Genomic DNA, 21,180 nt, shown 5'->3' on the forward strand with positions numbered 1-21,180 from the left:
CTCGTTGAAAGGCTTGTCAGTGAGCACCGAAGCGTACGTGTACGACGCGATCCGCACCCCGCGCGGCCGCGGCAAGGCGAACGGCGCCCTGCACGGCACGAAGCCCATCGACCTGGTCGTCGGACTCATCCACGAGATCCGCGACCGCTTCCCGGACCTCGACCCGGCCGCCATCGACGACGTCGTGCTCGGTGTCGTCGGCCCGGTCGGCGACCAGGGCTCCGACATCGCGCGGATCGCCGCGATCGCCGCCGGACTGCCGGACACGGTCGCCGGCGTGCAGGAGAACCGCTTCTGTGCGTCCGGCCTGGAAGCCGTCAACATGGCCGCCGCCAAGGTCCGTTCGGGCTTCGAGGACCTCGTCCTCGCGGGCGGCGTCGAGTCGATGTCCCGGGTGCCGATGGCCTCGGACGGCGGCGCCTGGTTCAACGACCCGATGACCAACCTGGCCGTCAACTTCGTGCCGCAGGGCATCGGCGCCGACCTGATCGCCACCATCGAGGGCTTCTCCCGCCGGGACGTCGACGAGTACGCGGCGCTCTCCCAGGAGCGTGCGGCGACGGCCGTCAAGGAGGGCCGCTTCGACCGCTCCGTGGTCCCCGTGAAGGACCGCGCGGGCCTCGTCGTCCTCGACCACGACGAGCACCTGCGGCCCGGCACCACCGCCGACTCCCTCGCGAAGCTGAAGCCGTCCTTCGCCGACATCGGCGAGCTGGGCGGTTTCGACGCGGTCGCCCTGCAGAAGTACCACTGGGTCGAGAAGATCGACCACGTCCACCACGCGGGCAACTCCTCCGGCATCGTCGACGGCGCCTCCCTGGTCGCCATCGGCACCAAGGAGATCGGCGAGCGCTACGGCCTCACCCCCCGCGCGCGGATCGTCTCGGCCGCCGTCTCCGGCTCCGAGCCGACCATCATGCTCACCGGCCCCGCCCCCGCCACCCGCAAGGCCCTCGCCAAGGCCGGCCTCACCATCGACGACATCGACCTGGTCGAGATCAACGAGGCGTTCGCGGCCGTCGTCCTGCGCTTCGTGAAGGACATGGGCCTGTCCCTGGACAAGGTCAACGTCAACGGCGGCGCCATCGCGCTCGGCCACCCCCTCGGCGCGACCGGCGCGATGATCCTCGGCTCGCTCGTCGACGAACTGGAGCGTCAGGACAAGCGCTACGGCCTCGCCACCCTGTGCGTGGGCGGCGGCATGGGCATCGCCACCGTCGTCGAGCGCGTCTGACATCCCCGCGGAACCAAGAGACCTCACGGAGACACGAGCCATGACCGAGAGCACCACCATCCGCTGGGAACAGGACGACACCGGCGTCGTCACCCTCGTCCTGGACGACCCGAACCAGTCCGCCAACACCATGAACGCGGCCTTCGCCGAGTCCCTCGCCGCGGTCACCGACCGCCTGGAGGCCGAGCAGGACTCGGTCAGGGGCGTCATCTTCACCTCCGCCAAGAAGACCTTCTTCGCCGGCGGCGACCTGCGCGACCTCATCCGGGTCACCCCCGAGACCGCCCAGGACCTCTTCGACGGCGGCCTCGCCGTCAAGCGCAACCTGCGCCGCATCGAGACCCTCGGCAAGCCGGTCGTCGCCGCCATCAACGGCGCGGCCCTCGGCGGCGGTTTCGAACTCACCCTCGCCTGCCACCACCGCGTCGCCCTCGACACGCCCGGCACCAAGATCGGCTGCCCCGAGGTCACCCTCGGCCTGCTCCCGGGCGGCGGCGGAGTCGTCCGCACCGTCCGCCTCCTCGGCATCGCCGACGCCCTGCTGAAGGTCCTCCTCCAGGGCACCCAGTACAACGCCGCGCGCGCGTTGGAGAACGGGCTGGTCCACGAGGTCGCCCAGACGCCGGAGGACCTGCTGGCCAAGGCCCGCGCGTTCATCGACGCCAACCCCGAGTCGCAGCAGCCCTGGGACAAGCCCGGCTACCGGATCCCCGGCGGCACCCCCGCCAACCCCAAGTTCGCCGCCAACCTGCCCGCCTTCCCGGCCAGCCTGCGCAAGCAGACCAACAACGCCCCCTACCCGGCGCCGCGCCGCATCCTCGCCGCCGCCGTCGAGGGCAGCCAGGTCGACTTCGAGACCGCCCAGGTCATCGAGGCCCGCTACTTCGTGGAGCTGGCCGCCGGGCAGACCTCGAAGAACATGATCCAGGCGTTCTTCTTCGACCTCCAGGCCGTCAACTCCGGCGCCAACCGCCCCAAGGGCGTCGAGCCCCGCAAGGTCACCAGGGTCGCCGTCCTCGGCGCGGGCATGATGGGCGCCGGCATCGCCTACTCCTGCGCCCGCGCGGGCATCGACGTCGTCCTCAAGGACGTCTCGACCGAGGCCGCCCAGAAGGGCAAGGGCTACTCCGAGAAGCTCTGCGCCAAGGCCGTCGCCAGGGGCCGCACCAGCCAGGAGAAGGCGGACGCGCTGCTCGCCCGGATCACGCCCACCGGGGACCCGCAGGACCTGGCCGGCTGCGACGCGGTCATCGAGGCCGTCTTCGAGGACACCGCCCTCAAGCACAAGGTGTTCCAGGAGATCGAGTCCGTCGTCGTCCCCGACGCCCTGCTCTGCTCCAACACCTCCACGCTCCCCATCACCGCCCTCGCCGAGGGCGTCGAGCGCCAGACCGACTTCATCGGCCTGCACTTCTTCTCGCCCGTCGACAAGATGCCGCTCGTCGAGATCATCAAGGGCGAGCGCACCGGCGACGAGGCCCTCGCCCGCGCCTTCGACCTGGTCCGGCAGATCAACAAGACGCCGATCGTCGTCAACGACTCGCGCGGCTTCTTCACCTCCCGCGTCATCGGCCACTTCATCAACGAGGGCGTCGCCATGGTCGGCGAGGGCATCGAGCCCGCCTCCGTCGAGCAGGCGGCGGCCCAGGCCGGCTACCCGGCCAAGGTGCTCTCCCTCATGGACGAGCTGACCCTCACCCTGCCGCAGAAGATCCGCCGCGAGTCCCGGCTGGCCGTCGAGGAGGCCGGCGGCACCTGGACCGCGCACCCCGCGGAGGCGGTCATCGACCGCATGGTCGACGAGTTCGGCCGCCCCGGCCGCAGCGGGGGAGCGGGCTTCTACGACTACGCCGAGGACGGCAGCCGCGCCGCGCTCTGGCCCGGCCTGCGCGAGCACTTCACGAAGCCCGGCCACGAGATCCCGTTCCGGGACATGCAGGAGCGCATGCTCTTCTCGGAGGCCCTGGACACCGTGCGCCTCGTGGAGGAGGGCGTCCTCACCTCGGTCGCCGACGCCAACATCGGCTCGCTCTTCGGCATCGGCTTCCCCGGCTGGACCGGCGGCGTCCTGCAGTACATCAACGGCTACGACGGTGGCCTGCCCGGCTTCGTGGCACGCGCGCGTGAACTCGCCGAGACCTACGGCGAGCGGTTCACCCCGCCCGCGCTGCTGGTCGACAAGGCGGAGAAGGGGGAGACCTTCACGGACGGCCGCTGAGCCGCCGCCGGGCCGGGCGCGCGGAGCGGGTCCTCCTCAGGAGCCGTCTCCCGAGCCGTCGAGCCACTGGTGCACCTCCGCGCTGAGCGACCGCTGGAAGGCGGTCAGCAGCGCCTGGACCACCAGCGGCTGCATGTGCGCGGACAGGGACTTCACGTCCGCCTCGGTCCGCTCCGCCACCTCGGCCCGGAACAGCAGGGACAGCTCGCGTGCGGCCGCCCGCGCGTGCTCGGTCAGGACCGTGCGCGCGGCCAGGATCGCCTTCTCGGACAGCGGAACGTCGAGGAGCTGCACGGCGAGCCGGAGCAGGCCGGGGTCGATGCGGTAGCCGTCCCCGTCGGGCCGTACGACGTCCATGGCGACGAGCCGTTCGACGTCCTGCGCGTCCAGCGGCCGCCCGGCCCGCCGCCGCAGCTCGCCGGCCGGCACGGTCTCCTCGGCGTCCGGGGCCCAGGAGGCCACCACAGCCCGGTGGATGGCCAGGTCGTGGTGGCTCAGGCCGGGCGGCAGCTGCCGGACGTAGCGCTCGATCGCCGCCAGCGTCATGCCCTGGTGCTGCAGCTCCTCGATCAGCGCCAGCCGGGCCAGATGGTCCCGCCCGTAGTGGCCCACCCGGCGCGGACCGATCACCGGCGGCGGCAGCAGCCCCTTGGTGCCGTAGAAGCGGACCGTGCGGACCGTGGTGCCGGCCCGCGCGGCCAGTTCGTCGATCGTGAGCGCCGGCTCCCCGGAGCCGCCGTCGGTGTCGGTCGTCATGTGCAGCAGTATCGCTGTCACACCGGCACTGTTACACCGGAGGGTGACCGAGATGTGTTCGGCTGATGTTCATCTTCCCGCCAGGGCGGTGACCTTGTGAGAAGTTCCGCTCTGTGATCTGTGCCATCGCATACGCCCTGGTGTCCGGGGGAAGGTGGCGCCTTGGTCTGTGCCCACCACCGAGCGCGCCGACCGACGACATCCGGACACCCGAGCGTGACCCGCTCGGGCGCACCAGAGAGTGGAATCCCCTGTGAGCAAGGACTCCGTGGACACGGCACAGGCTGCCGCCACCCGGACCGACGCAGCCCAGGCGCCCGTGGACGCGGGCGACGCCGGCTACAGCAAGGACCTCAAGGCCCGCCACGTCAACATGATCGCCATCGGCGGCGCGATCGGCACCGGCCTCTTCCTGGGCGCCGGCGGCCGTCTGCACAACGCGGGCCCGGCTCTCGCCCTCGCCTACCTGGTCTGCGGCATCTTCGCCTTCTTCGTGGTCCGCGCCCTCGGCGAGCTGGTCCTCTACCGCCCCTCCTCGGGTTCCTTCGTGTCGTACGCGCGCGAGTTCCTCGGCGAGAAGGGCGCGTACGTCGCCGGCTGGATGTACTTCCTGAACTGGTCGACCACCGGCATCGCCGACATCACCGCGATCGCGCTCTACACCCACTACTGGAGCATGTTCACGAGCGTCCCCCAGTGGACGCTCGCACTGATCGCCCTCGCCGTGGTCCTGGCGGTGAACCTGATCTCGGTGAAGATCTTCGGCGAGATGGAGTTCTGGTTCGCGATCATCAAGGTCGCGACCCTCGTCGGCTTCATGCTGATCGGCATCTTCCTGCTCGCCACCCAGCACAAGGTCGACGGCCAGACCCCGGGCGTGAGCGTCATCAGCGACCACGGCGGTCTCCTCCCGCACGGGCTGATGCCGGTCGTCCTGGTCATGCAGGGCGTGATCTTCGCGTACGCGGCCCTGGAGCTGGTCGGCGTCGCGGCGGGCGAGACCGCCGAACCGGAGAAGGTCGTCCCGCGCGCGGTGAACTCGATCATGTGGCGCGTCGGCCTCTTCTACGTCGGCTCGGTCGTCCTCCTGGCCCTGCTCCTGCCCGGTTCGGTCTACTCGGCCGACGAGAGCCCCTTCGTCACGGTCCTCTCCAAGATCGGCGTCTCGGGCGCCGGTGACGTGATGAACCTGGTGGTCCTCACCGCCGCGATGTCCTCCCTCAACTCCGGCCTGTACTCCACGGGCCGCATCCTGCGCTCCATGGCGGTGGCCGGCTCGGCCCCGAAGTTCACCGCGCGCATGAACCGCAGCCAGGTGCCCTACGGCGGCATCCTGCTGACCTGCGCAGTCTGCGTGCTCGGTGTCGGCCTGAACTACCTGGTGCCCAGCCAGGCCTTCGAGATCGTGCTGAACGTCGCCTCCCTCGGCATCATCAGCACCTGGGTGATCATCATGCTCTGCCACCTGGTCTTCGTCCGCCGGGCGCGGGCGGGCCTGGTCGAGCGCCCGGCCTTCCGCCTCCGCTTCAGCCCGTACACCGAGCTGGCCACGGTCGCCTTCCTGCTGGTCTGCCTCGGCATGATGTGGAACGACCCCGAGGTCGGCCGCAAGACCCTCCTGCTGATCCCGGTGATCGCCGCACTGCTGGTGGCCGGGTGGTTCGGAGTCCGCCACCGGGTCTCCCGCACGGCGGACAAGGAGCTGACCCAGCTCACGAAGTAGCAGGTCGGCGCCGTTGTCAGTGGCATCGCCTAGGGTGTCGTCATGGGGGAGATCACGTACATCCGGGGCGACGCCACCTCACCGTCGGGCAAGGGCGTCAAGGTGATAGCGCATGTCTGCAACGACCTGGGCGGCTGGGGAAAGGGCTTCGTACTGGCCCTCTCCCGCCGCTGGCCGGAGCCCGAGAAGGCGTACCGCGCCTGGCACCGCGACCGAGCCGCGAACGACTTCGGCCTGGGCGCGCTCCAACTGGTCCGCGTAGACCGGTACATCTGGGTGGCCAACATGATCGGCCAACGGGGCACGAGGACCGGCAGCAAGGGCGTACCGGTCCGCTACGAGGCGATAGACACGGCGCTGGCCAAGCTCGCCGACAAGGCGACCGAACTCGGCGCGTCGGTGCACATGCCGCGGATCGGTTGCGGTTTGGCCGGGGGTAAATGGTCGCGAATCGAGCCGCTGATACAGGAGCGCCTGGTGGCCAGGGGAATCCCGGTCACCGTCTACGACCACGGCACGGAGGCGCCCCTCTAGGGGCGCTGGGGGTACCCCCGGCCGAAGGCTGGGGGAGGACTGCGCGACCAGCCGCAACGGACCCGCAGCCCTCCACTCACCGCACCCGGCACCCCCTCAGTGCACGTCGTTCGTAGCCTCGATCCGCTTCCACGACTTCGGCTGCACCGGAGCCACCACGGCCCTCAACGCGGGCGCCGCCGGCTTCGCGGGCTGGAACAGCCACGCATCGAACAACCCGGACAGCGACTTCCCCGACACCTTCTCCGCGTACTCCTCGAAGTCGGCCACGGACGCGTTCCCGTACGCGTGCTCCTTCGGCCACCCCTTCAGAATCGCGAAGAACGCGTCGTCCCCGACCGCGTTCCGCAGCGCCTGCACGGCCAGCGCCCCCCGGTCGTAGACAGCGATGTCGAACTGGTCGTCGGGGCCGGGATCCCCCGGCTTCACCGTCCAGAACGCGTCGTCGCCCGGATGCGACGCGTACACGTAGTCGGCGAGCTCCTGCGTCGTGCCCTCGCCCTCGTGCTCCGACCACAGCCACTGGGCGTAGCGCGCGAACCCCTCGTTGAGCCAGATGTCCTTCCAGCCCTTGAGGGAGACGTCGTCGCCGTACCACTGGTGCGCCAGCTCGTGCACGACCACCGACGTGTTGGAGCCGTTCGCGAACTGCTTCGGGCTGTAGTACACGCGGGTCTGCGTCTCCAGCGCGTACCCGGTCGTGGTGTTCGGCACGTACCCGCCCGCCGAACTGAACGGATACGGCCCGAAGTAGCCGGAGAGCCAGTCGACCAGCTCCCCGGTGCGCTCCACGCTCGCCCGCGCCGCCCCGTCGTTGTCGCCGAGGTCCTTGCTGTAGGCGTTGACGACGGGCACCCCGCCCTCGGAGGTGCTCGTCGTGATGTCGAACTTCCCGACCGCCAGGGTGGTCAGGTAGGTCGCCTGCGGCTTGTTCTGCCGCCAGTTGTACCGGGTCCAGCCGCGCTGCGAACTCGTCGACTGGAGCAGGCCGTTGGAGATGACCTGGGTGCCGTCGGGGACGGCCACCGACACGTCGTAGGTCGCCTTGTCCAACGGGTGGTCGTTGCTCGGGTACCACCACCAGGCAGCCTCGGGCTCGTCCGCCGCGACCGCCCCGTCCGGGGTGCGGTGCCACGTGTCGAAGCCGTACGCGCTCTTGGTCGACGGCACCCCGCTGTAGCGGACGACGACGGTGACCTGCGTGCCCTTGGCCAGCGGCGACCTGGGGGTGACGACCAGTTCGTGCTGACCGGACGTGGCGAAGTCCGCCTTCACCCCGTTCACCCGTACCTCGCTGACGTCCAGCAGGAAGTCCAGGTCGAAGCTGGACAGGTCCTGCGTGGTGCGCGCCAGGATCGTCGCCGTACCGGCCAGCTCGTCGGTGGCCGGCTGGTACTGCAGGCGGAGGTCGTAGTGGGAGACGTCGTAACCGCCGTTGCCGTAGTACGGGTAGTAGGGGTCGCCGATGCCCGGTGCGCCGGGGCTGTAGCTCGCGGCCGATGCCGGGATCGCCAGCAGCAGGGAGGCCGCCGCGAGGGCGCCCGGCGCGAGGATTCTGCGGTGCACGAGAACTCCAGGTCGGTAGGGGGCCGAGACGCGTCCGCCACACCGGGGCGGGCCGCGCCAAGTCGATGGAGCACGAAACTGTTCGGAGCCTATTCAGTCCCTGTGCCACCTGGCCTGTCCATGGCACCTGCTGTCACACGATCGCCATTCGGCCGCAATCCGGCCTGACGGCCCCCCAGATGCCCCCTTCTGCACAGGAGTTGACGGGGGTAGCGTCCGCCGCATGCCGAAACGCACGCGCTTCACGATCTGGAGACCGCTCGCCGTCGCGGCCGTCGCCGCCCTGATCGCCGCCTTCCTCACCCCGGCCGCGGCCCAGGCTTCCGGCGCCCCGCGCGAGAGCCAACCGGTCTACTCGTACGCGAACGCCATCCGCGAGGCGGTCTGGGTGGACACCGGCCTCGACTCCGACGGCGACGGGAAGACCGACCGGGTCGCCGCCGACATCGTCCGGCCCGCCGAACCCGCCGCGCAGGGCCGCAAGGTGCCGGTCATCATGGACGCCAGCCCCTACTACTCCTGCTGCGGCCGCGGCAACGAGAGCCAGCTGAAGACGTACGACGCGGGCGGGAACGTCGTCCAGATGCCGCTCTTCTACGACAACTACTTCGTGCCCCGCGGCTACGCCGTCGTCGGCGTCGACCTGGCCGGCACCAACCGCTCCGACGGCTGCGTCGACGTCGGCGGCCGCTCCGACATCCAGTCCGCGAAGGCCGTCGTCGACTGGCTCAACGGCCGGGCGAAGGCGTACCGCAGCCGGACCGGCACCACCCCGGTCAAGGCGAGCTGGACCAACGGGAAGACCGGCATGATCGGCAAGAGCTGGGACGGCACCATCGCCAACGGCGTGGCCGCCACCGGCGTCAAGGGACTGAAGACGATCGTCCCGATCAGCGCCATCTCGTCCTGGTACGACTACTACTTCGCCCAGGGTGCCCCGCTCTACGACTCGGGCCCCGACTGGCTGGCCGGCGCCGTCGAGAGCGACGACGCCTACGCCAAGTGCGGTGCCGTCCAGCAGCAGCTCGTCGACGGCGCCCCGCGCAGCGGCGACTGGACCGGCCTGTGGACCGAGCGCGACTACGTCAAGGACGCGTCCAAGGTGAGGGCCAGCGTCTTCCTCGTGCACGGCATGCAGGACCTCAACGTCCGCACCAAGCACTTCGGCCAGTGGTGGGACGCCCTCGCCAAGAACGGCGTCGAGCGCAAGATCTGGCTCTCCCAGACCGGGCACGTCGACCCCTTCGACTACCGGCGCGGCGCCTGGGTGGACACCCTGCACCGCTGGTTCGACCACGAACTCCTCGGCTACGACAACGGCATCGACCGCCGGCCGATGGCCGACATCGAGCGCCACCCCGACCAGTGGGTGACCTCGTCGGTGTGGCCGCCGCGCGGCACGCAGACCACCACCCTGCGCCCCGCCGCCGGCACCCAGGCCGGTGTCGGCACCCTCGGCCTGCACCAGGGCTCCGGCACCGAGACGTTCACCGACGACCCGCAGCAGAGCGAGACCGACTGGGCCGCCCAGCTCGCCACCCCGACCCCGGACAAGGCCGGCTTCCTCACCGCGCCGCTCACGCGGGACCTGCGGCTGTCCGGCTCGTCGAAGGTGACCGTCACCGCCACCCCGACCACCTCGACGGTCCACCTGACCGCCGTCCTGGTCGACCTCGGCCCGGACACCATCCGGGACTACGCCGACGGCGCCGAGGGCATCACCACCCTCACCGACCGCACCTGCTGGGGCGAGAGCACCGCCGGTGACAGCGCCTGCTTCCTGAAGACGGCGGCCAAGACCAAGGCCGTCGACTACACCGTCTTCAGCCGCGGCTGGGCCGACCTCGGCACCTACGCCGACCCCGGCAAGGGCGTCCCGCTCACCCCCGGCAAGGCCTACACCATCACGCTCGACCTGGCGGCCACCGACCACGTCGTACCCAAGGGCCACCGCCTGGCACTGATCGTCGCGGGCACGGACAAGGACCTCATCGACCCGCCGTCCAGCACCCCGACGCTCACCGTGGACCTGTCCCGTACGACGGCCAGGGTCCCGCTGGTCGGCGGCCCGGACGCGCTCACCCGCGCGACCGCCACCCGCTGGACCGCGCCCGAGAAGAACGCCCTGCACGGGGTCCGCGCCCCGCGCACCGTCCAGCGCGTCCCCGCGAGCTGACCGCTCAGGCGGCCGGGCCGGTGTCCACCAGCCCGGCCGCCTCCCGCGCACAGCCCCAGGCGACCGTGACGCCGGCCCCGCCGTGCCCGTAGTTGTGCACCAGTACTCCGCCGTCCGGCCGGAGTTCGTGCTCCAGGCGGACCGCCGACCGGTATGGCCGCAGCCCCACCCGGTGCGCCAGCACCCGCGCCCCGGCGATCTCCGGCCGGACCTCGGCGCAGCGCGCCACGATCCCGGCAGCGACCTCCGGATCCGGCTCCAGCGACCAGGCGTCCTCCTCCGCCGTCCCCCCGAGCAGCAGCCCGCCGGGCTGCGGGAAGAAGTAGGCGGACGCGCCCCCCGCCACCTCGTCGGACGTGTACCAGGTGGTGATCCCGGGGTTCTCCACCACGACCAGCTGCCCGCGCACCGGACGCACCGCCGGATCGGGTACGAGCGAACGGGCCCCGAGTCCCGTGCAGTTGACCACGACCGGCGCGGGCACCTCGTCCAGCGTCGCCACCACCCGCTCCTCGACCGTCCCACCCGCCTGCTCCAACCGCTTCCGCAGCCACTCCAGATGGACCGGCATGTCGATCAACGGCAGCCGGGCCGCGAGACCTTCACCGGTCTGCGCCAGCCCCGGCACCTCGGCCGCCCACGCACCGAGCCCGTCCAGGCGCAGGCCGCCGTGTACGCCCTCGACCAGGCGTACGCCCGTCTCCTCCGGCTGCGCCGCCAGCGCCTCGTACACGACAAGTGAGGCGAGCGACCATTCCCCGACCAGCGCCTCCGGCTCGATGCGGTACGGCCACCACAGCGCGCCGGCGACCGCCGAGGTCGTACGCCCGCCGGTCTCCCGGGCCCACACCCGCACCCGCCGCCCGCCCTCGGCCAGCACCACCGCCGTGGTCAGTCCGACGACCCCGCCGCCGACCACGATCACCTCGTCACTCAGCTCAGGCTGCACACCGCGACGTTAGCGGAATATGTCATGCCGCGCTCAGATCGTCCCGCTCTGGGGATACTCACAGCATGTCTGCCGCATACGCGACCTTCGGCCTGGCCCCGGCGATGCGCGCCGGCGGTGTCCGCGCCGACGGCGGCTACCAGCTCCACCGGGACTTCGTGGACTTCGTCGTCGACGGTCACCCGCTGCTGTTCCAGCTCTCCGACCTGGACGCCGTCTCCCCGCTCGCCTCCGACGTCCCGCCCGCGATCTTCACCGCCCAGGTCCGCAGCCTCCTACTGGAGTCCGAGGCCCCGCTGCCCGACGGCCGGTACGTCGTCTACGGCTGCCCCGAGTGCCAGGACCTGGCCTGCGGGGCGGTCACCGCCGTCATCGAGCACGACGGCGACGACTACATCTGGCGGGACTTCGCCTGGCAGACCGCCGAACACGCCGACCTGGAGCTCAACGGCTACCACGGCATCGGCCCGTTCCGCTTCCACGGCCCCGGGTACCGGGAGGCACTCGGTGCACTCCTGGCCGACTCCGGCCCGCCGCCCGGCCGCCGGGTGCTGCTGATCGGCGCGCGCGTCGCCCTCCTCGCCAAGCTGGCCGCGGCCCTGCGCGCCATCGGCATCGGCGCCGACATCACCCGCGACGCCGACGGCGTCCCCGCCGAGGAACTCCGCGGCTACGCGGCCGTCGTCTTCGGCCCCGCGGCCGGCGAGGCCGAGCGGTCCGCCGTACGCCAGGCCTTCGAGCGGGCCGGCGTGGCGGTGTCCTACGTCGACGGACTCGCCCCGATCGTCCCGCTCCTCGTCGCCCAGATCGAACACGCCCTCGACCGCAGCCCGCTCCCGCAACGCCGGCTGGCCGCCCTGGCCGCCGCCGACGGCACCGCCGGCGTCGAGGTCACCTCGCCCTGCCGGGTGCGGCTCACGTCGTACCGCCTCGACCGGCTCTCCCGCCCCCGCGCCCACGAACTCTTCGACGGCGTCCTGGAGCCCGGCCGCCACCGCATCCCGCTGGACGGCAGGACGGCCAGGGGCGGCTCCTTCGTCGTGGCCCGCACCTCCGGAAGCGTGCTGGTGGCGGCCCTGGAGCGCTGACCGGGGGAGAACGGGGCTGAGGACGGGCTGCCCGGCCCATTAGGATCGGCGTCCTGATGACTGCCACCCTCGTCGCCAAGAACCTCGCCGCCGGGCACGGCGACCGCTCGCTCTTCTCCGGGCTCGACCTCGTCGTCGCGCCCGGAGACGTGATCGGTCTGGTCGGTGCCAACGGCGCGGGCAAGTCCACCCTGCTCCGGCTGCTCGCCGGGCTCACCGCCCCCGAACAGGGCGAACTGCGGCTCTCCCCGCCGACCGCGACCGTCGGCCACCTGCCCCAGGAGCCGGAGCGGCGGCCCGGCGAGACCGTCCGCGCCTTCCTCGCCCGGCGCACCGGGGTCGCCGAGGCACAGCGCGTGATGGACGAGGCGACCCAGGCCCTGGTCGACGGCGCACCGGGCGCCGACGACGCCTACGCGGTCAGCCTGGAGCGCTGGCTCGACCTCGGCGGTGCCGACCTGGAGGAGCGCGCCGAGGAGGTCGCCGACTCCCTCGGCCTGGCCGTCGACCTCGACCAGCCGATGACCGCCCTCTCCGGCGGCCAGGCCGCCCGCGCCGGCCTCGCCTCCCTGCTCCTCTCCCGCTACGACGTCTTCCTCCTCGACGAGCCCACCAACGACCTCGACCTGGACGGCCTGGAGCGCCTCGAACGGTTCGTGACCGGCCTGCGCGCCGGCACGGTCGTCGTCAGCCACGACCGCGAGTTCCTCACCCGCACGGTCACCAAGGTCCTCGAACTCGACCTGGCCCAGCAGCAGATCCACCTCTACGGCGGCGGCTACGACGCCTACCTGGAGGAGCGCGAGACGGCCCGTCGGCACGCCCGCGAGGACTACGACGAGTACGCCGACAAGAAGTCCGCCCTCCAGGACCGGGCCCAGATGCAGCGCGGCTGGATGGACAAGGGCGTCAAGAACGCCCGGCGCAAGGCGTCCAACGACAACGACAAGATCGGCCGCAAGTTCCGCAGCGAGGCCAGCGAGAAGCAGGCCGCCAAGGCCCGCCAGACCCAGCGCATGATCGAACGCCTGGACGTCGTCGAGGAGCCCCGCAAGGAGTGGGAACTCCGCATGGAGATCGCCGCGGCCCCGCGCTCCGGCGCCGTCGTCGCCACCCTGCGGGACGCGGAGGTACGGCGCGGCGACTTCGCCTTCGGACCGGTCTCCCTGCAGATCGACTGGGCGGACCGGGTCGCGGTGACCGGCGCGAACGGCGCCGGCAAGTCGACGCTGCTCGCCGCGCTGCTGGGCCGGGTGGAGCTGGACGCCGGGCACGCCGCCCTCGGCCCGGGTGTGGTGGTCGGCGAGGTCGACCAGGCCCGCAAGCTCTTCCACGGCACCGAGTCCCTGCTGGACGCGTTCTGCGCGGCGGTCCCGGACACCGAGCCGGTGGAAGTCCGCACCCTGCTGGCCAAGTTCGGCCTCGGACAGGACCACGTGCTGCGCTCCGCGGCCACGTTGTCACCGGGGGAGCGCACCCGCGCGGCCCTGGCCCTGCTCCAGGGCCGCGGCGTCAACCTCCTCGTCCTGGACGAGCCGACGAACCACCTGGACCTGCCCGCCATCGAGCAGCTGGAGTCGGCGCTCGACACCTACGAGGGCACCCTCCTCCTGGTCACCCACGACCGCCGCATGCTGGACGCGGTCCGCGTCACCCGCCGCCTGGAGGTCGCGGCGGGCAAGGTGACGGAACGCTGACCCCGCCCGACAGCGCCCCGTGACCGGAGCGCCCCGCACGGGGCGCGGGCAACTGCGCGAGCAACCACAACGCACCCGCAGCCGGCCGACAACCCGACCCGGCCCCTACACCCGGCAGGAGACTGGCCATGAGCACATCGCCGAAGCGGTCGGCCCCGCGGATCGCGAACGAACAGGACGTCCTCGCCCAACTGCGCGGCACCCAGGACCGCATCGCCGACGCGATCACCGCCTTCGCCGGCACCATGACCTTCGTCTACTTCCACGCCCTGTGGTTCGCGGTCTGGATCGTCTGCAACGAGGGCGTGTTCGGCAAGGGCGCGATCTGGGACCCGTTCCCCTTCGGGCTGCTCACCATGATCGTCAGCCTGGAGGCGATCTTCCTGTCCACCTTCGTGATGGTGAGCCAGAACCGCCAGGCCGCCCGCGAGAACGTCCGCGCCGACCTGGACTTCGAGACCAACGTGCGCTCGGAGGTGTGGTCCATCCACATGGGCCGGGCCCTCGGCATCGACCCCGTGGAAGTGGAGAAGCGCGTCCAGGAACTGCTCGCCGAGAACCGCGCCCGGATGAACGGCACCGCACAGCCGCCGAAGGAGACATGATCGGCCGGCCGACAGCCGGCCGACTGCGTCTGCCTGACAGTCATTCGACGCAGGCGCGGAACTCCTGCCGCATGGAACCATGGGCCGACGTCCGGGCGAGCCGGACCTGTGCCCCAAGGAGCATGCGCATGGGCTGTCCTGGCCGCCTCGCCGGAGGCGGGGCATGACCGACCGGCACAGCATGCTGCTCTCCTCCGACCTGGTGGGCGACGCCGGAGCGGGCGGGGCGGCGCCCACCGTCGACGCCCCGCCGCCCCGGGACGTGCGGCGCGCGGCCGACCTGCTGCGGCTGCTGGTCTCGCTGGCCGCCCTCGCGCTCACGGTGCTGGTGGCGGTCGCCACCCGGGACTTCGCCCGCAGGGCGCAGCAGGGCCTGCTCACCGCGGCCACCGCACTGCCACCCGCCCTGCGCGACGCGCTCGTCGGCACGGTGCAGGCGGTCGCCATGCTCGCCCCGCTGGCCGCCCTGGTCGTCCTCGTCGTACGGCGCCGGTTCGACGCGGTGTCGAGGGTGCTGCCCGCCGCGGCCCTGGGCGCGGCCGTCGGCTGGACCCTCACCCGTCTCGCGCTGGCCGAGAGCAGACCCGAGCTGTGGCCGGAGGTCCTCGTCGGCCGTGGTGGACTGGTGCACGCGGGCTGGCCTTCGGCGGTGTACCTGGCGGCCTGCGCGTCCTCGGTCGTCGCCGCGGGCCCCTGGCTGGCCCGGCCGTGGCGGCGGGCGCTGTGGGCCCTGACCGCCGGCTGCGCGGTGCTCGGCGCGCTGGCCGCCTCGCTCGTCCCGCTGGACGCGTTCGGCGCCCTCGTCGTCGGCGGCGCCGCGGGATCGGCCGTCCTCCTCATGGCGGGCGGCCCGCCCGACCGGCCGCCGGCCCAGGCCGTCGCCGACGCCCTCGTCGCCTGCGGGATCCCCCTCGCCACCCTCCGCGAACTGCCGGCCGACCGCCAACTCCCCGGCGAGGGCGTCCTCTACGACGCCGAGACCACCGAAGGCGCGCAGTTGACGGTACGCGCCCTCGGCGCCGAGGACCGGGGGCGCGACCTGTTCCACCGGCTCGCCCGGCGCGTCCTGCTGCGCCACCCGTCCGACCCCGGCGAGCAGACACCGCTCGGCGCCGCCGAACACGAACTGCTCATGCTGGTCTTCGCCGCCCGCACCGGCGCACGGGTCGCCGACCCCGTCATCGCCTACCCGGTGACCGGGGGCGGTGCGGTCCTGGTGACGGTCGGGCACGGCGCCCGCCCGCTGTCCGTGCTCCCCGACGAGGAACTGACCGACCCCCTGCTCGGCGCGGCGTGGGCGGCCGTGGCCCACATCCACGAACACCGCCTCGCCCACCGGGCCCTGCGCCCCGAGCACATCCTGGTCACACCGGACGGCGGCACCCGGCTCACGGCGTTCGCGCGGGCCCAGCTCAACGCGCCGCCGGAGACGCTCGGCAGCGACCTCGCGGAACTGCTCGCCACCACCGCCGTACGCGTCGGACCGGCCCGCGCCACCGCCTGCGCCCTGGCCGGCCTCGGCCCCGAACGGCTCGCGACCGCCCTGCCGTACCTGCAACCGCTCGCCCTCCTGGGCCCGGCCCGCCGCGCGGTGGCCCGCTACGACCAGGCCCGTGCCCGGGAGGCCACAGCCGGTACCGGGCACCGCACCCTGCGCCCCGGCGGCCGGCCGAACCTGATGCACGACCTTGCCGCCGAAGTACGCACGGCCTGCGACGCACCGGCCGCCAAGCCCGCCCCGCTCGCCCGGTTCACCTGGAAGAGCGTCCTGGGACTTGCCGGTGCCTTCCTGATCCTCCACCTCGTGCTGCCGCAGCTCGCCAACGCCCCGGCCGCACTCCGCGCGCTGCGCGACGCCGACTGGTGGTGGCTGCTCGCGGTCGTCCCCGTCACCTTCGTCTCGCAGGGCTTCTCGACCTGTCTGCAGCTGGGCACCATTCCCGGGCGGCTGCCCTTCCGGGCCACCTACCAGGTGCAGTTCGCCAGCTCCTTCCTGAACCGGATCACCCCGGGCAACGTCGGCGGCATGGCGCTGAACCTCCGCTACCTGCAGAGGACGGGGGTCGAGACCGGCGCGGCGACGGCCTCCGTCGGACTGCAGAGCCTGGCCGGCGCGGTCTCCAACGTGGTGGTCGCCACCGTCTTCTTCGCCGCGGCCGGACAGCACCACGGCGGCGTGCACCTCGACCTGCCCGTCGGCAGGTACACCCTGCCCGCGATCGTCCTCGTACTGGCTGCCGGAGGCCTGCTCGGCCTGACCCCGCCCGGCCGCCGCTTCCTGCGCGCGAAGGTGTGGCCGTTCCTGCGCGCGGCCGGGACGACGCTCACCGGGGTCGCCGCCGACCCCGCCAAGCTGACCCTGGGCGTCGTCGGCATGCTCGGTCTGCCCCTCGTCCAGATCGTCGGACTCGCCCTCAGCCTGCACGCGCTCGGCGGCGACCTCCCCTTCGTCCAGCTCGGCGCCGCGTTCATGGCGGCCCGCCTGCTCGCCAACGCGGCCCCGGTCCCCGGCGGACTCGGCGCCCTCGAAGCGGGCCTCATCGCGGGCCTGACCGCCCTCGGCGTACCGGCGGGCCCGGCCACCTCGGCGGTCCTGGTCTACCGGCTGCTCACGTTCTGGCTGAACGTGCCGCTGGGCGCGGCCGCGCTCGGCTTCGTACAGCGTCGCGGGTACGTCTGACGGGCAAGGTCCGGTGCCGGGTCGCGGTTCGGGTCAGGCGGCAGCGCCGAAAGCGGTGACGACCAGCTTTTCGTTGCACGGGGAGAGGAGCGGACCGGGCACCAGGGTCAGCGCCCGGGAGCTGCCGGGCAGGCGGATGTCCACGCCGTAGGGGGCGCCCGGCCCCGGGCACTGGTCGTCCGCGTGCAGCACGAACGACGTGGTCTGTCCCGGGGTGAGCAGGACGGCAGGCGGGACGGTCGCTGCGGACCGGCTGACCTTGAACGGGCGGGTACCGGAGGTGCTCACCGGCCCGCTCTTGCAGCCCGGGGGGTCGGCTGTCGTGCAGATGTAGAGGGTGGCGTCACCGAAGAAGGTGAGACCGGGCCAGCCACTCAGCAGGCACGTCGAGCGGGAGCGATTGCGCAGCACGATCTCCGCGGCGAACCCCGGGAGGGGGCCACCCACCTGGGGACTGGTCCGCCCCTCGGCGGCCGCGAGGTCCTGCGTCGTGCAGGTGGGGGCACTGGGTGCCGTGGTGGTGCGGGACCGGGTGTCCGAGGGAGCGGCTGTCCGGCTGGAAGCCGGGGTCTGGGCTGCTCCGGTCGCCCTGGCGGGGTGCCGGGCCGGAGTGGCCGGGGTCGTGGCCGCGTCAGGTCGCGCCGACGTCTCGTGACTGGTCTGCGTATCGGGAACGGAATAGTGAACTCCCGAATCACAGGCCGCCGTTGCGGCCATCAGCAGCCCGGCCAACAGCAACTGCCTCCCACCCCGTGTGCGCATGAGGTGAACGCTATGCACGATCACGGGGCACACACAGGTACGTCAGCGTTTTGACATGCCCCTTTCGCCTCGGGTTCACCGGCCGCCCCGCCCGGCCTCCTCGGCCGCCTGCTGCCCCGCTGCCCCGGCGACGAGCTCGCGCACGATGTCGGCGTGACCGGCGTGCCGCCGGCTCTCGGCGGCCAGGTGGGTGAGGACCCGGTGGAGGGTGATGTCCTTGGGCGGGTCGACGGGCAGTTGCCCGACGGCGTCGAGGGGCAGGGCGGCGATCGTTCCGTCCGAGTGGGTCCAGATCGGCCGGGGGCACCCCCGGCCGACGGCCGCCGGGGGAGGAACCGCGCGGCCAGCCACGACGGACCCGCGGTTCCCCACCCCGGAAGGCCTCGTCAGCGCTTGCCGTCCTTCCCGCCCAGCAACCCGGCCCGGCGCAGCGCATCGGCCATCGCACTGTTCGCGGGCGCGGGCGCCGCCGCCTGACGGCCGCCGCCTCCCTGCCGCTGCTGCTGTTGCCGCTGCTGCGGCGGACGCCCGCCGCCGCCCCGCTGCTGTTGCGGGCGGCGCTCACCGCCGGAGGCCGGCGCCGCCTCGTCGTCCAGCCGCAGCGTCAGCGAGATCCGCTTGCGCGGGATGTCCACGTCGAGGACCTTCACCTTGACGATGTCACCCGGCTTCACCACGTCCCGCGGGTCCTTGACGAACGTCTTGGACAGCGCGGAGACATGCGCCAGACCGTCCTGGTGGACACCGACGTCGATGAACGCGCCGAAGGCCGCCACGTTCGTCACGACGCCCTCCAGGACCATCCCGGAGGACAGGTCGGAGATCTTCTCGACGCCCTCCTTGAAGGTGGCCGTCTTGAACGCCGGACGCGGGTCGCGCCCCGGCTTCTCCAGCTCCTTGAGGATGTCGGTGACGGTCGGCAGACCGAACGTCTCGTCCACGAAGTCCGACGGCCGCAACGAGCGCAGCGCCCCCGTGTTGCCGATGAGCGCGGCCACCTCCTGGCCCGACGTCTTCACCATCCGCCGGACGACGGGGTACGCCTCCGGGTGGACGCTCGACGCGTCCAGCGGGTCGTCGCCGCCGCGGATGCGCAGGAAGCCCGCGCACTGCTCGTAGGCCTTCGGGCCGAGCCGGGCCACGTTCTTCAGCTGGCCACGGGCGGTGAACGGGCCGTTGGCGTCGCGGTGGGCGACGATGTTCTCGGCGAGTCCGGAGGTGATGCCGGAGACCCGGGCGAGGAGCGGGGCCGACGCCGTGTTGACGTCCACGCCCACGCCGTTCACACAGTCCTCGACCACCGCGTCCAGCGAACGGGACAGCTTCACCTCGGACAGGTCGTGCTGGTACTGGCCGACGCCGATCGACTTGGGGTCGATCTTCACCAGCTCGGCCAGGGGGTCCTGGAGCCGGCGGGCGATGGAGACGGCGCCGCGCAGCGACACGTCCATGTCGGGCAGCTCCTGGGAGGCGAACGCGGACGCCGAGTACACGGACGCGCCCGCCTCCGACACCATGACCTTGGTGAGCTTCAGCTCCGGGTGCTTGGTGATCAGTTCACCGGCGAGCTTGTCGGTCTCGCGGGACGCCGTGCCGTTGCCGATCGCGACCAGGTCGACCGCGTGCTCCTTGGCCAGCCGGGCCAGCTTGGCGATCGCCTCGTCCCACTTGTTGGCCGGCACGTGCGGGTAGATGACGTCGGTGGCGACGACCTTGCCGGTGGCGTCGACGACGGCGACCTTCACGCCGGTCCGGAAACCGGGGTCCAGGCCCAGTGTCGCGCGGGTGCCGGCCGGGGCGGCGAGCAGCAGGTCGCGCAGGTTCGCCGCGAACACGTTGACCGCCTCGTCCTCGGCGGCGGTGCGCAGCCGCAGCCGCAGGTCGATGCCGAGGTGGACGAGGAGGCGGGTGCGCCAGGCCCAGCGGACCGTGTCGGTCAGCCACTTGTCGGCCGGCCGGCCCCGGTCGGCGATCCCGAACCGGTGGCCGACGATCCCCTCGAACGAGGACGGGCCCTCGGTGGGCTCCTCCGGCTCCAGGACGAGGTCGAGGACCTCCTCCTTCTCGCCGCGCAGCATCGCCAGGATGCGGTGCGAGGGCAGGTCGGTGAAGGGCTCGGCGAACTCGAAGTAGTCGGCGAACTTCGCGCCCGCCTCCTCCTTGCCGTCCCGCACCTTCGCGGCGAGCCGGCCGCGCACCCACATGCGCTCGCGCAGCTCACCGATCAGGTCGGCGTCCTCCGAGAAACGCTCGGTGAGGATCGCGCGGGCACCGTCCAGGGCGGCCTGCGGATCGGCGACACCCTTGTCCGCGTCGACGAACGCGGCCGCGGCCGCCAGCGGCTCCACGCCCGGGTCCCCGAGCAGCCCCTCGGCCAGCGGTTCGAGACCGGCCTCCCGCGCGATCTGCGCCTTGGTCCGCCGCTTCGGCTTGTACGGCAGGTAGATGTCCTCCAGCCGCGCCTTGGTCTCGGCGCCCCGGATCTGCGCCTCCAGCTCGGCGGTGAGCTTGCCCTGCTCCCGAACCGACTCCAGGATCGCCGTCCGCCGCTCCTCCAGCTCCCGCAGGTAGCGCAGCCGCTCCTCGAGCGTGCGCAGCTGCGCGTCGTCGAGCATCTCGGTCGCTTCCTTGCGGTAGCGGGCGATGAAGGGCACCGTCGAACCGCCGTCGAGCAGCTCCACGGCAGCCTTGACCTGCCGCTCCCGTACGCCGAGCTCCTCGGCGATCCTGCCTTCGATGGACCCTGGAACCAGGGACCCGGGTGTCGTCACGATCCCGTACCGCCTTCTCCACTGAGGTTGCGCCGCAATTGTGGCAGGTGACACCGACAACCGGGCCCCAGGGCGCCGTTCCGCGACACGGACACACCTCGAATCCACCGCACACCCGGCGATTCGCTCGCACGCCTGAACGAAGCCAGACAAACGAATCGCCCCCACACCGAGAACCCACTCCCGGCAACCTGCCCGCTCCGGGGAACCTGTCCGCCCCCGGGAACCCGTCCGCTCCGGGGAACCTGTCCGCTCCCGGGAACGCGTGCGCTCCCGGGAACGCGTGCGCTCCCGGGAACCCGTCCGCTCCCGGGAACGCGCCCGCTTCCGGCGATCCGCCCGCCTCCCACATTCCGCCGCATCGGCGCTCAGCCCCGACGGCGCTGTCCGGCGGTGCCGAACCGGCCGCGCTCACCGGCCG

The 21,180-nt window shown here is 72.3% G+C and carries 16 protein-coding genes; 10 read left to right on the forward strand and 6 right to left on the reverse strand.

Annotated features, from left to right (window positions below; all coding sequences use genetic code 11):
- Positions 1–19: 19 nt before the first annotated feature.
- Positions 20–1,234 carry an acetyl-CoA C-acetyltransferase gene (locus tag ACIQVL_RS43655; RefSeq protein ID WP_403435595.1) on the forward strand — a complete coding sequence of 405 codons (1,215 nt, stop codon included), beginning with the start codon at positions 20–22 and terminating at the stop codon, positions 1,232–1,234.
- A gap of 40 nt (positions 1,235–1,274) precedes the next feature.
- A complete protein-coding gene (locus ACIQVL_RS43660) occupies positions 1,275–3,452 on the forward strand; it encodes a 3-hydroxyacyl-CoA dehydrogenase NAD-binding domain-containing protein (RefSeq protein WP_403478257.1) in 2,178 nt (725 codons plus the stop codon).
- A gap of 36 nt (positions 3,453–3,488) precedes the next feature.
- Here the strand turns inward: ACIQVL_RS43660 and ACIQVL_RS43665 are convergent, their stop codons facing one another.
- Positions 3,489–4,208: a MerR family transcriptional regulator gene (locus ACIQVL_RS43665; protein WP_403435599.1), complete on the reverse strand. Its 720-nt coding sequence runs from the start codon at positions 4,206–4,208 to the stop codon at positions 3,489–3,491.
- A gap of 253 nt (positions 4,209–4,461) precedes the next feature.
- Here ACIQVL_RS43665 and ACIQVL_RS43670 point away from each other — a divergent pair, with 253 nt between their 5' ends.
- A complete protein-coding gene (locus tag ACIQVL_RS43670; protein ID WP_403435601.1) occupies positions 4,462–5,931 on the forward strand; it encodes an amino acid permease in 1,470 nt (489 codons plus the stop codon).
- Between the two features lie 42 nt (positions 5,932–5,973).
- Positions 5,974–6,465 (forward strand): macro domain-containing protein, encoded by a 492-nt coding sequence (locus ACIQVL_RS43675; RefSeq protein ID WP_403478258.1) that lies wholly within the window; start codon positions 5,974–5,976, stop codon positions 6,463–6,465.
- 96 nt (positions 6,466–6,561) lie between these two features.
- Here ACIQVL_RS43675 and ACIQVL_RS43680 read toward each other — a convergent pair whose 3' ends face one another.
- Entirely contained in the window at positions 6,562–8,031 is a 1,470-nt protein-coding gene (locus ACIQVL_RS43680; protein WP_403478259.1) for a M1 family metallopeptidase, read from the reverse strand.
- 223 nt (positions 8,032–8,254) lie between these two features.
- Here ACIQVL_RS43680 and ACIQVL_RS43685 point away from each other — a divergent pair, with 223 nt between their 5' ends.
- Positions 8,255–10,207: a Xaa-Pro dipeptidyl-peptidase gene (locus tag ACIQVL_RS43685; protein WP_403478260.1), complete on the forward strand. Its 1,953-nt coding sequence runs from the start codon at positions 8,255–8,257 to the stop codon at positions 10,205–10,207.
- Between the two features lie 4 nt (positions 10,208–10,211).
- Here the strand turns inward: ACIQVL_RS43685 and ACIQVL_RS43690 are convergent, their stop codons facing one another.
- Positions 10,212–11,132 carry an FAD-dependent oxidoreductase gene (locus ACIQVL_RS43690; protein WP_403478290.1) on the reverse strand — a complete coding sequence of 307 codons (921 nt, stop codon included), beginning with the start codon at positions 11,130–11,132 and terminating at the stop codon, positions 10,212–10,214.
- An 89-nt stretch (positions 11,133–11,221) separates the two neighbouring features.
- Here ACIQVL_RS43690 and ACIQVL_RS43695 point away from each other — a divergent pair, with 89 nt between their 5' ends.
- The 4 genes from ACIQVL_RS43695 to ACIQVL_RS43710 all read left to right on the forward strand — a co-directional run bounded on the left by ACIQVL_RS43695 (position 11,222) and on the right by ACIQVL_RS43710 (position 17,226).
- On the forward strand, positions 11,222–12,244 hold the full coding sequence (locus tag ACIQVL_RS43695; RefSeq protein ID WP_403478261.1) for an oxidoreductase: 1,023 nt from the start codon (positions 11,222–11,224) through the stop codon (positions 12,242–12,244).
- Between the two features lie 56 nt (positions 12,245–12,300).
- Positions 12,301–13,941, forward strand: a complete 1,641-nt coding sequence (locus ACIQVL_RS43700) for an ABC-F family ATP-binding cassette domain-containing protein (protein ID WP_403478262.1) — start codon at positions 12,301–12,303, stop codon at positions 13,939–13,941.
- Between the two features lie 128 nt (positions 13,942–14,069).
- The gene (locus ACIQVL_RS43705; protein WP_403478263.1) at positions 14,070–14,546 is read left to right on the forward strand and encodes a DUF1003 domain-containing protein; all 477 of its coding nucleotides are present in this window, start codon (positions 14,070–14,072) and stop codon (positions 14,544–14,546) included.
- Positions 14,547–14,709: 163 nt separating this feature from the next.
- Positions 14,710–17,226 (forward strand): flippase-like domain-containing protein, encoded by a 2,517-nt coding sequence (locus ACIQVL_RS43710; RefSeq protein ID WP_403435615.1) that lies wholly within the window; start codon positions 14,710–14,712, stop codon positions 17,224–17,226.
- Between the two features lie 33 nt (positions 17,227–17,259).
- Here ACIQVL_RS43710 and ACIQVL_RS43715 read toward each other — a convergent pair whose 3' ends face one another.
- Entirely contained in the window at positions 17,260–17,673 is a 414-nt protein-coding gene (locus ACIQVL_RS43715) for a DUF4232 domain-containing protein (protein WP_403478264.1), read from the reverse strand.
- Positions 17,674–17,716: 43 nt separating this feature from the next.
- On the opposite strand from ACIQVL_RS43715, the gene ACIQVL_RS43720 reads away from it, so the two are divergent.
- Complete coding sequence (locus ACIQVL_RS43720) at positions 17,717–17,881, forward strand: hypothetical protein (RefSeq protein ID WP_403435619.1); 165 nt, start codon at positions 17,717–17,719, stop codon at positions 17,879–17,881.
- Between the two features lie 182 nt (positions 17,882–18,063).
- Here ACIQVL_RS43720 and ACIQVL_RS43725 read toward each other — a convergent pair whose 3' ends face one another.
- The gene (locus tag ACIQVL_RS43725; RefSeq protein ID WP_403478265.1) at positions 18,064–18,339 is read right to left on the reverse strand and encodes a DUF664 domain-containing protein; all 276 of its coding nucleotides are present in this window, start codon (positions 18,337–18,339) and stop codon (positions 18,064–18,066) included.
- Between the two features lie 35 nt (positions 18,340–18,374).
- Entirely contained in the window at positions 18,375–20,759 is a 2,385-nt protein-coding gene (locus ACIQVL_RS43730) for a Tex family protein (RefSeq protein WP_403435622.1), read from the reverse strand.
- Positions 20,760–21,180: the final 421 nt, after the last annotated feature.

This window comes from Streptomyces sp. NPDC090499 (assembly GCF_044769305.1).
Lineage (GTDB): Bacteria > Actinomycetota > Actinomycetes > Streptomycetales > Streptomycetaceae > Streptomyces.

Bases quoted from the DNA above. Each gene is read 5' to 3' on its own strand.
- ACIQVL_RS43665 (WP_403435599.1), bottom strand. From the start codon at position 4,208: ATGACGACCGACACCGACGGCGGCTCCGGGGAGCCGGCGCTCACGATC.
- ACIQVL_RS43700 (WP_403478262.1), top strand. From the start codon at position 12,301: ATGACTGCCACCCTCGTCGCCAAGAACCTCGCCGCCGGGCACGGCGAC.
- ACIQVL_RS43705 (WP_403478263.1), top strand. From the start codon at position 14,070: ATGAGCACATCGCCGAAGCGGTCGGCCCCGCGGATCGCGAACGAACAG.
- ACIQVL_RS43685 (WP_403478260.1), top strand. From the start codon at position 8,255: ATGCCGAAACGCACGCGCTTCACGATCTGGAGACCGCTCGCCGTCGCG.
- ACIQVL_RS43660 (WP_403478257.1), top strand. From the start codon at position 1,275: ATGACCGAGAGCACCACCATCCGCTGGGAACAGGACGACACCGGCGTC.
- ACIQVL_RS43695 (WP_403478261.1), top strand. From the start codon at position 11,222: ATGTCTGCCGCATACGCGACCTTCGGCCTGGCCCCGGCGATGCGCGCC.
- ACIQVL_RS43675 (WP_403478258.1), top strand. From the start codon at position 5,974: ATGGGGGAGATCACGTACATCCGGGGCGACGCCACCTCACCGTCGGGC.
- ACIQVL_RS43710 (WP_403435615.1), top strand. From the start codon at position 14,710: ATGACCGACCGGCACAGCATGCTGCTCTCCTCCGACCTGGTGGGCGAC.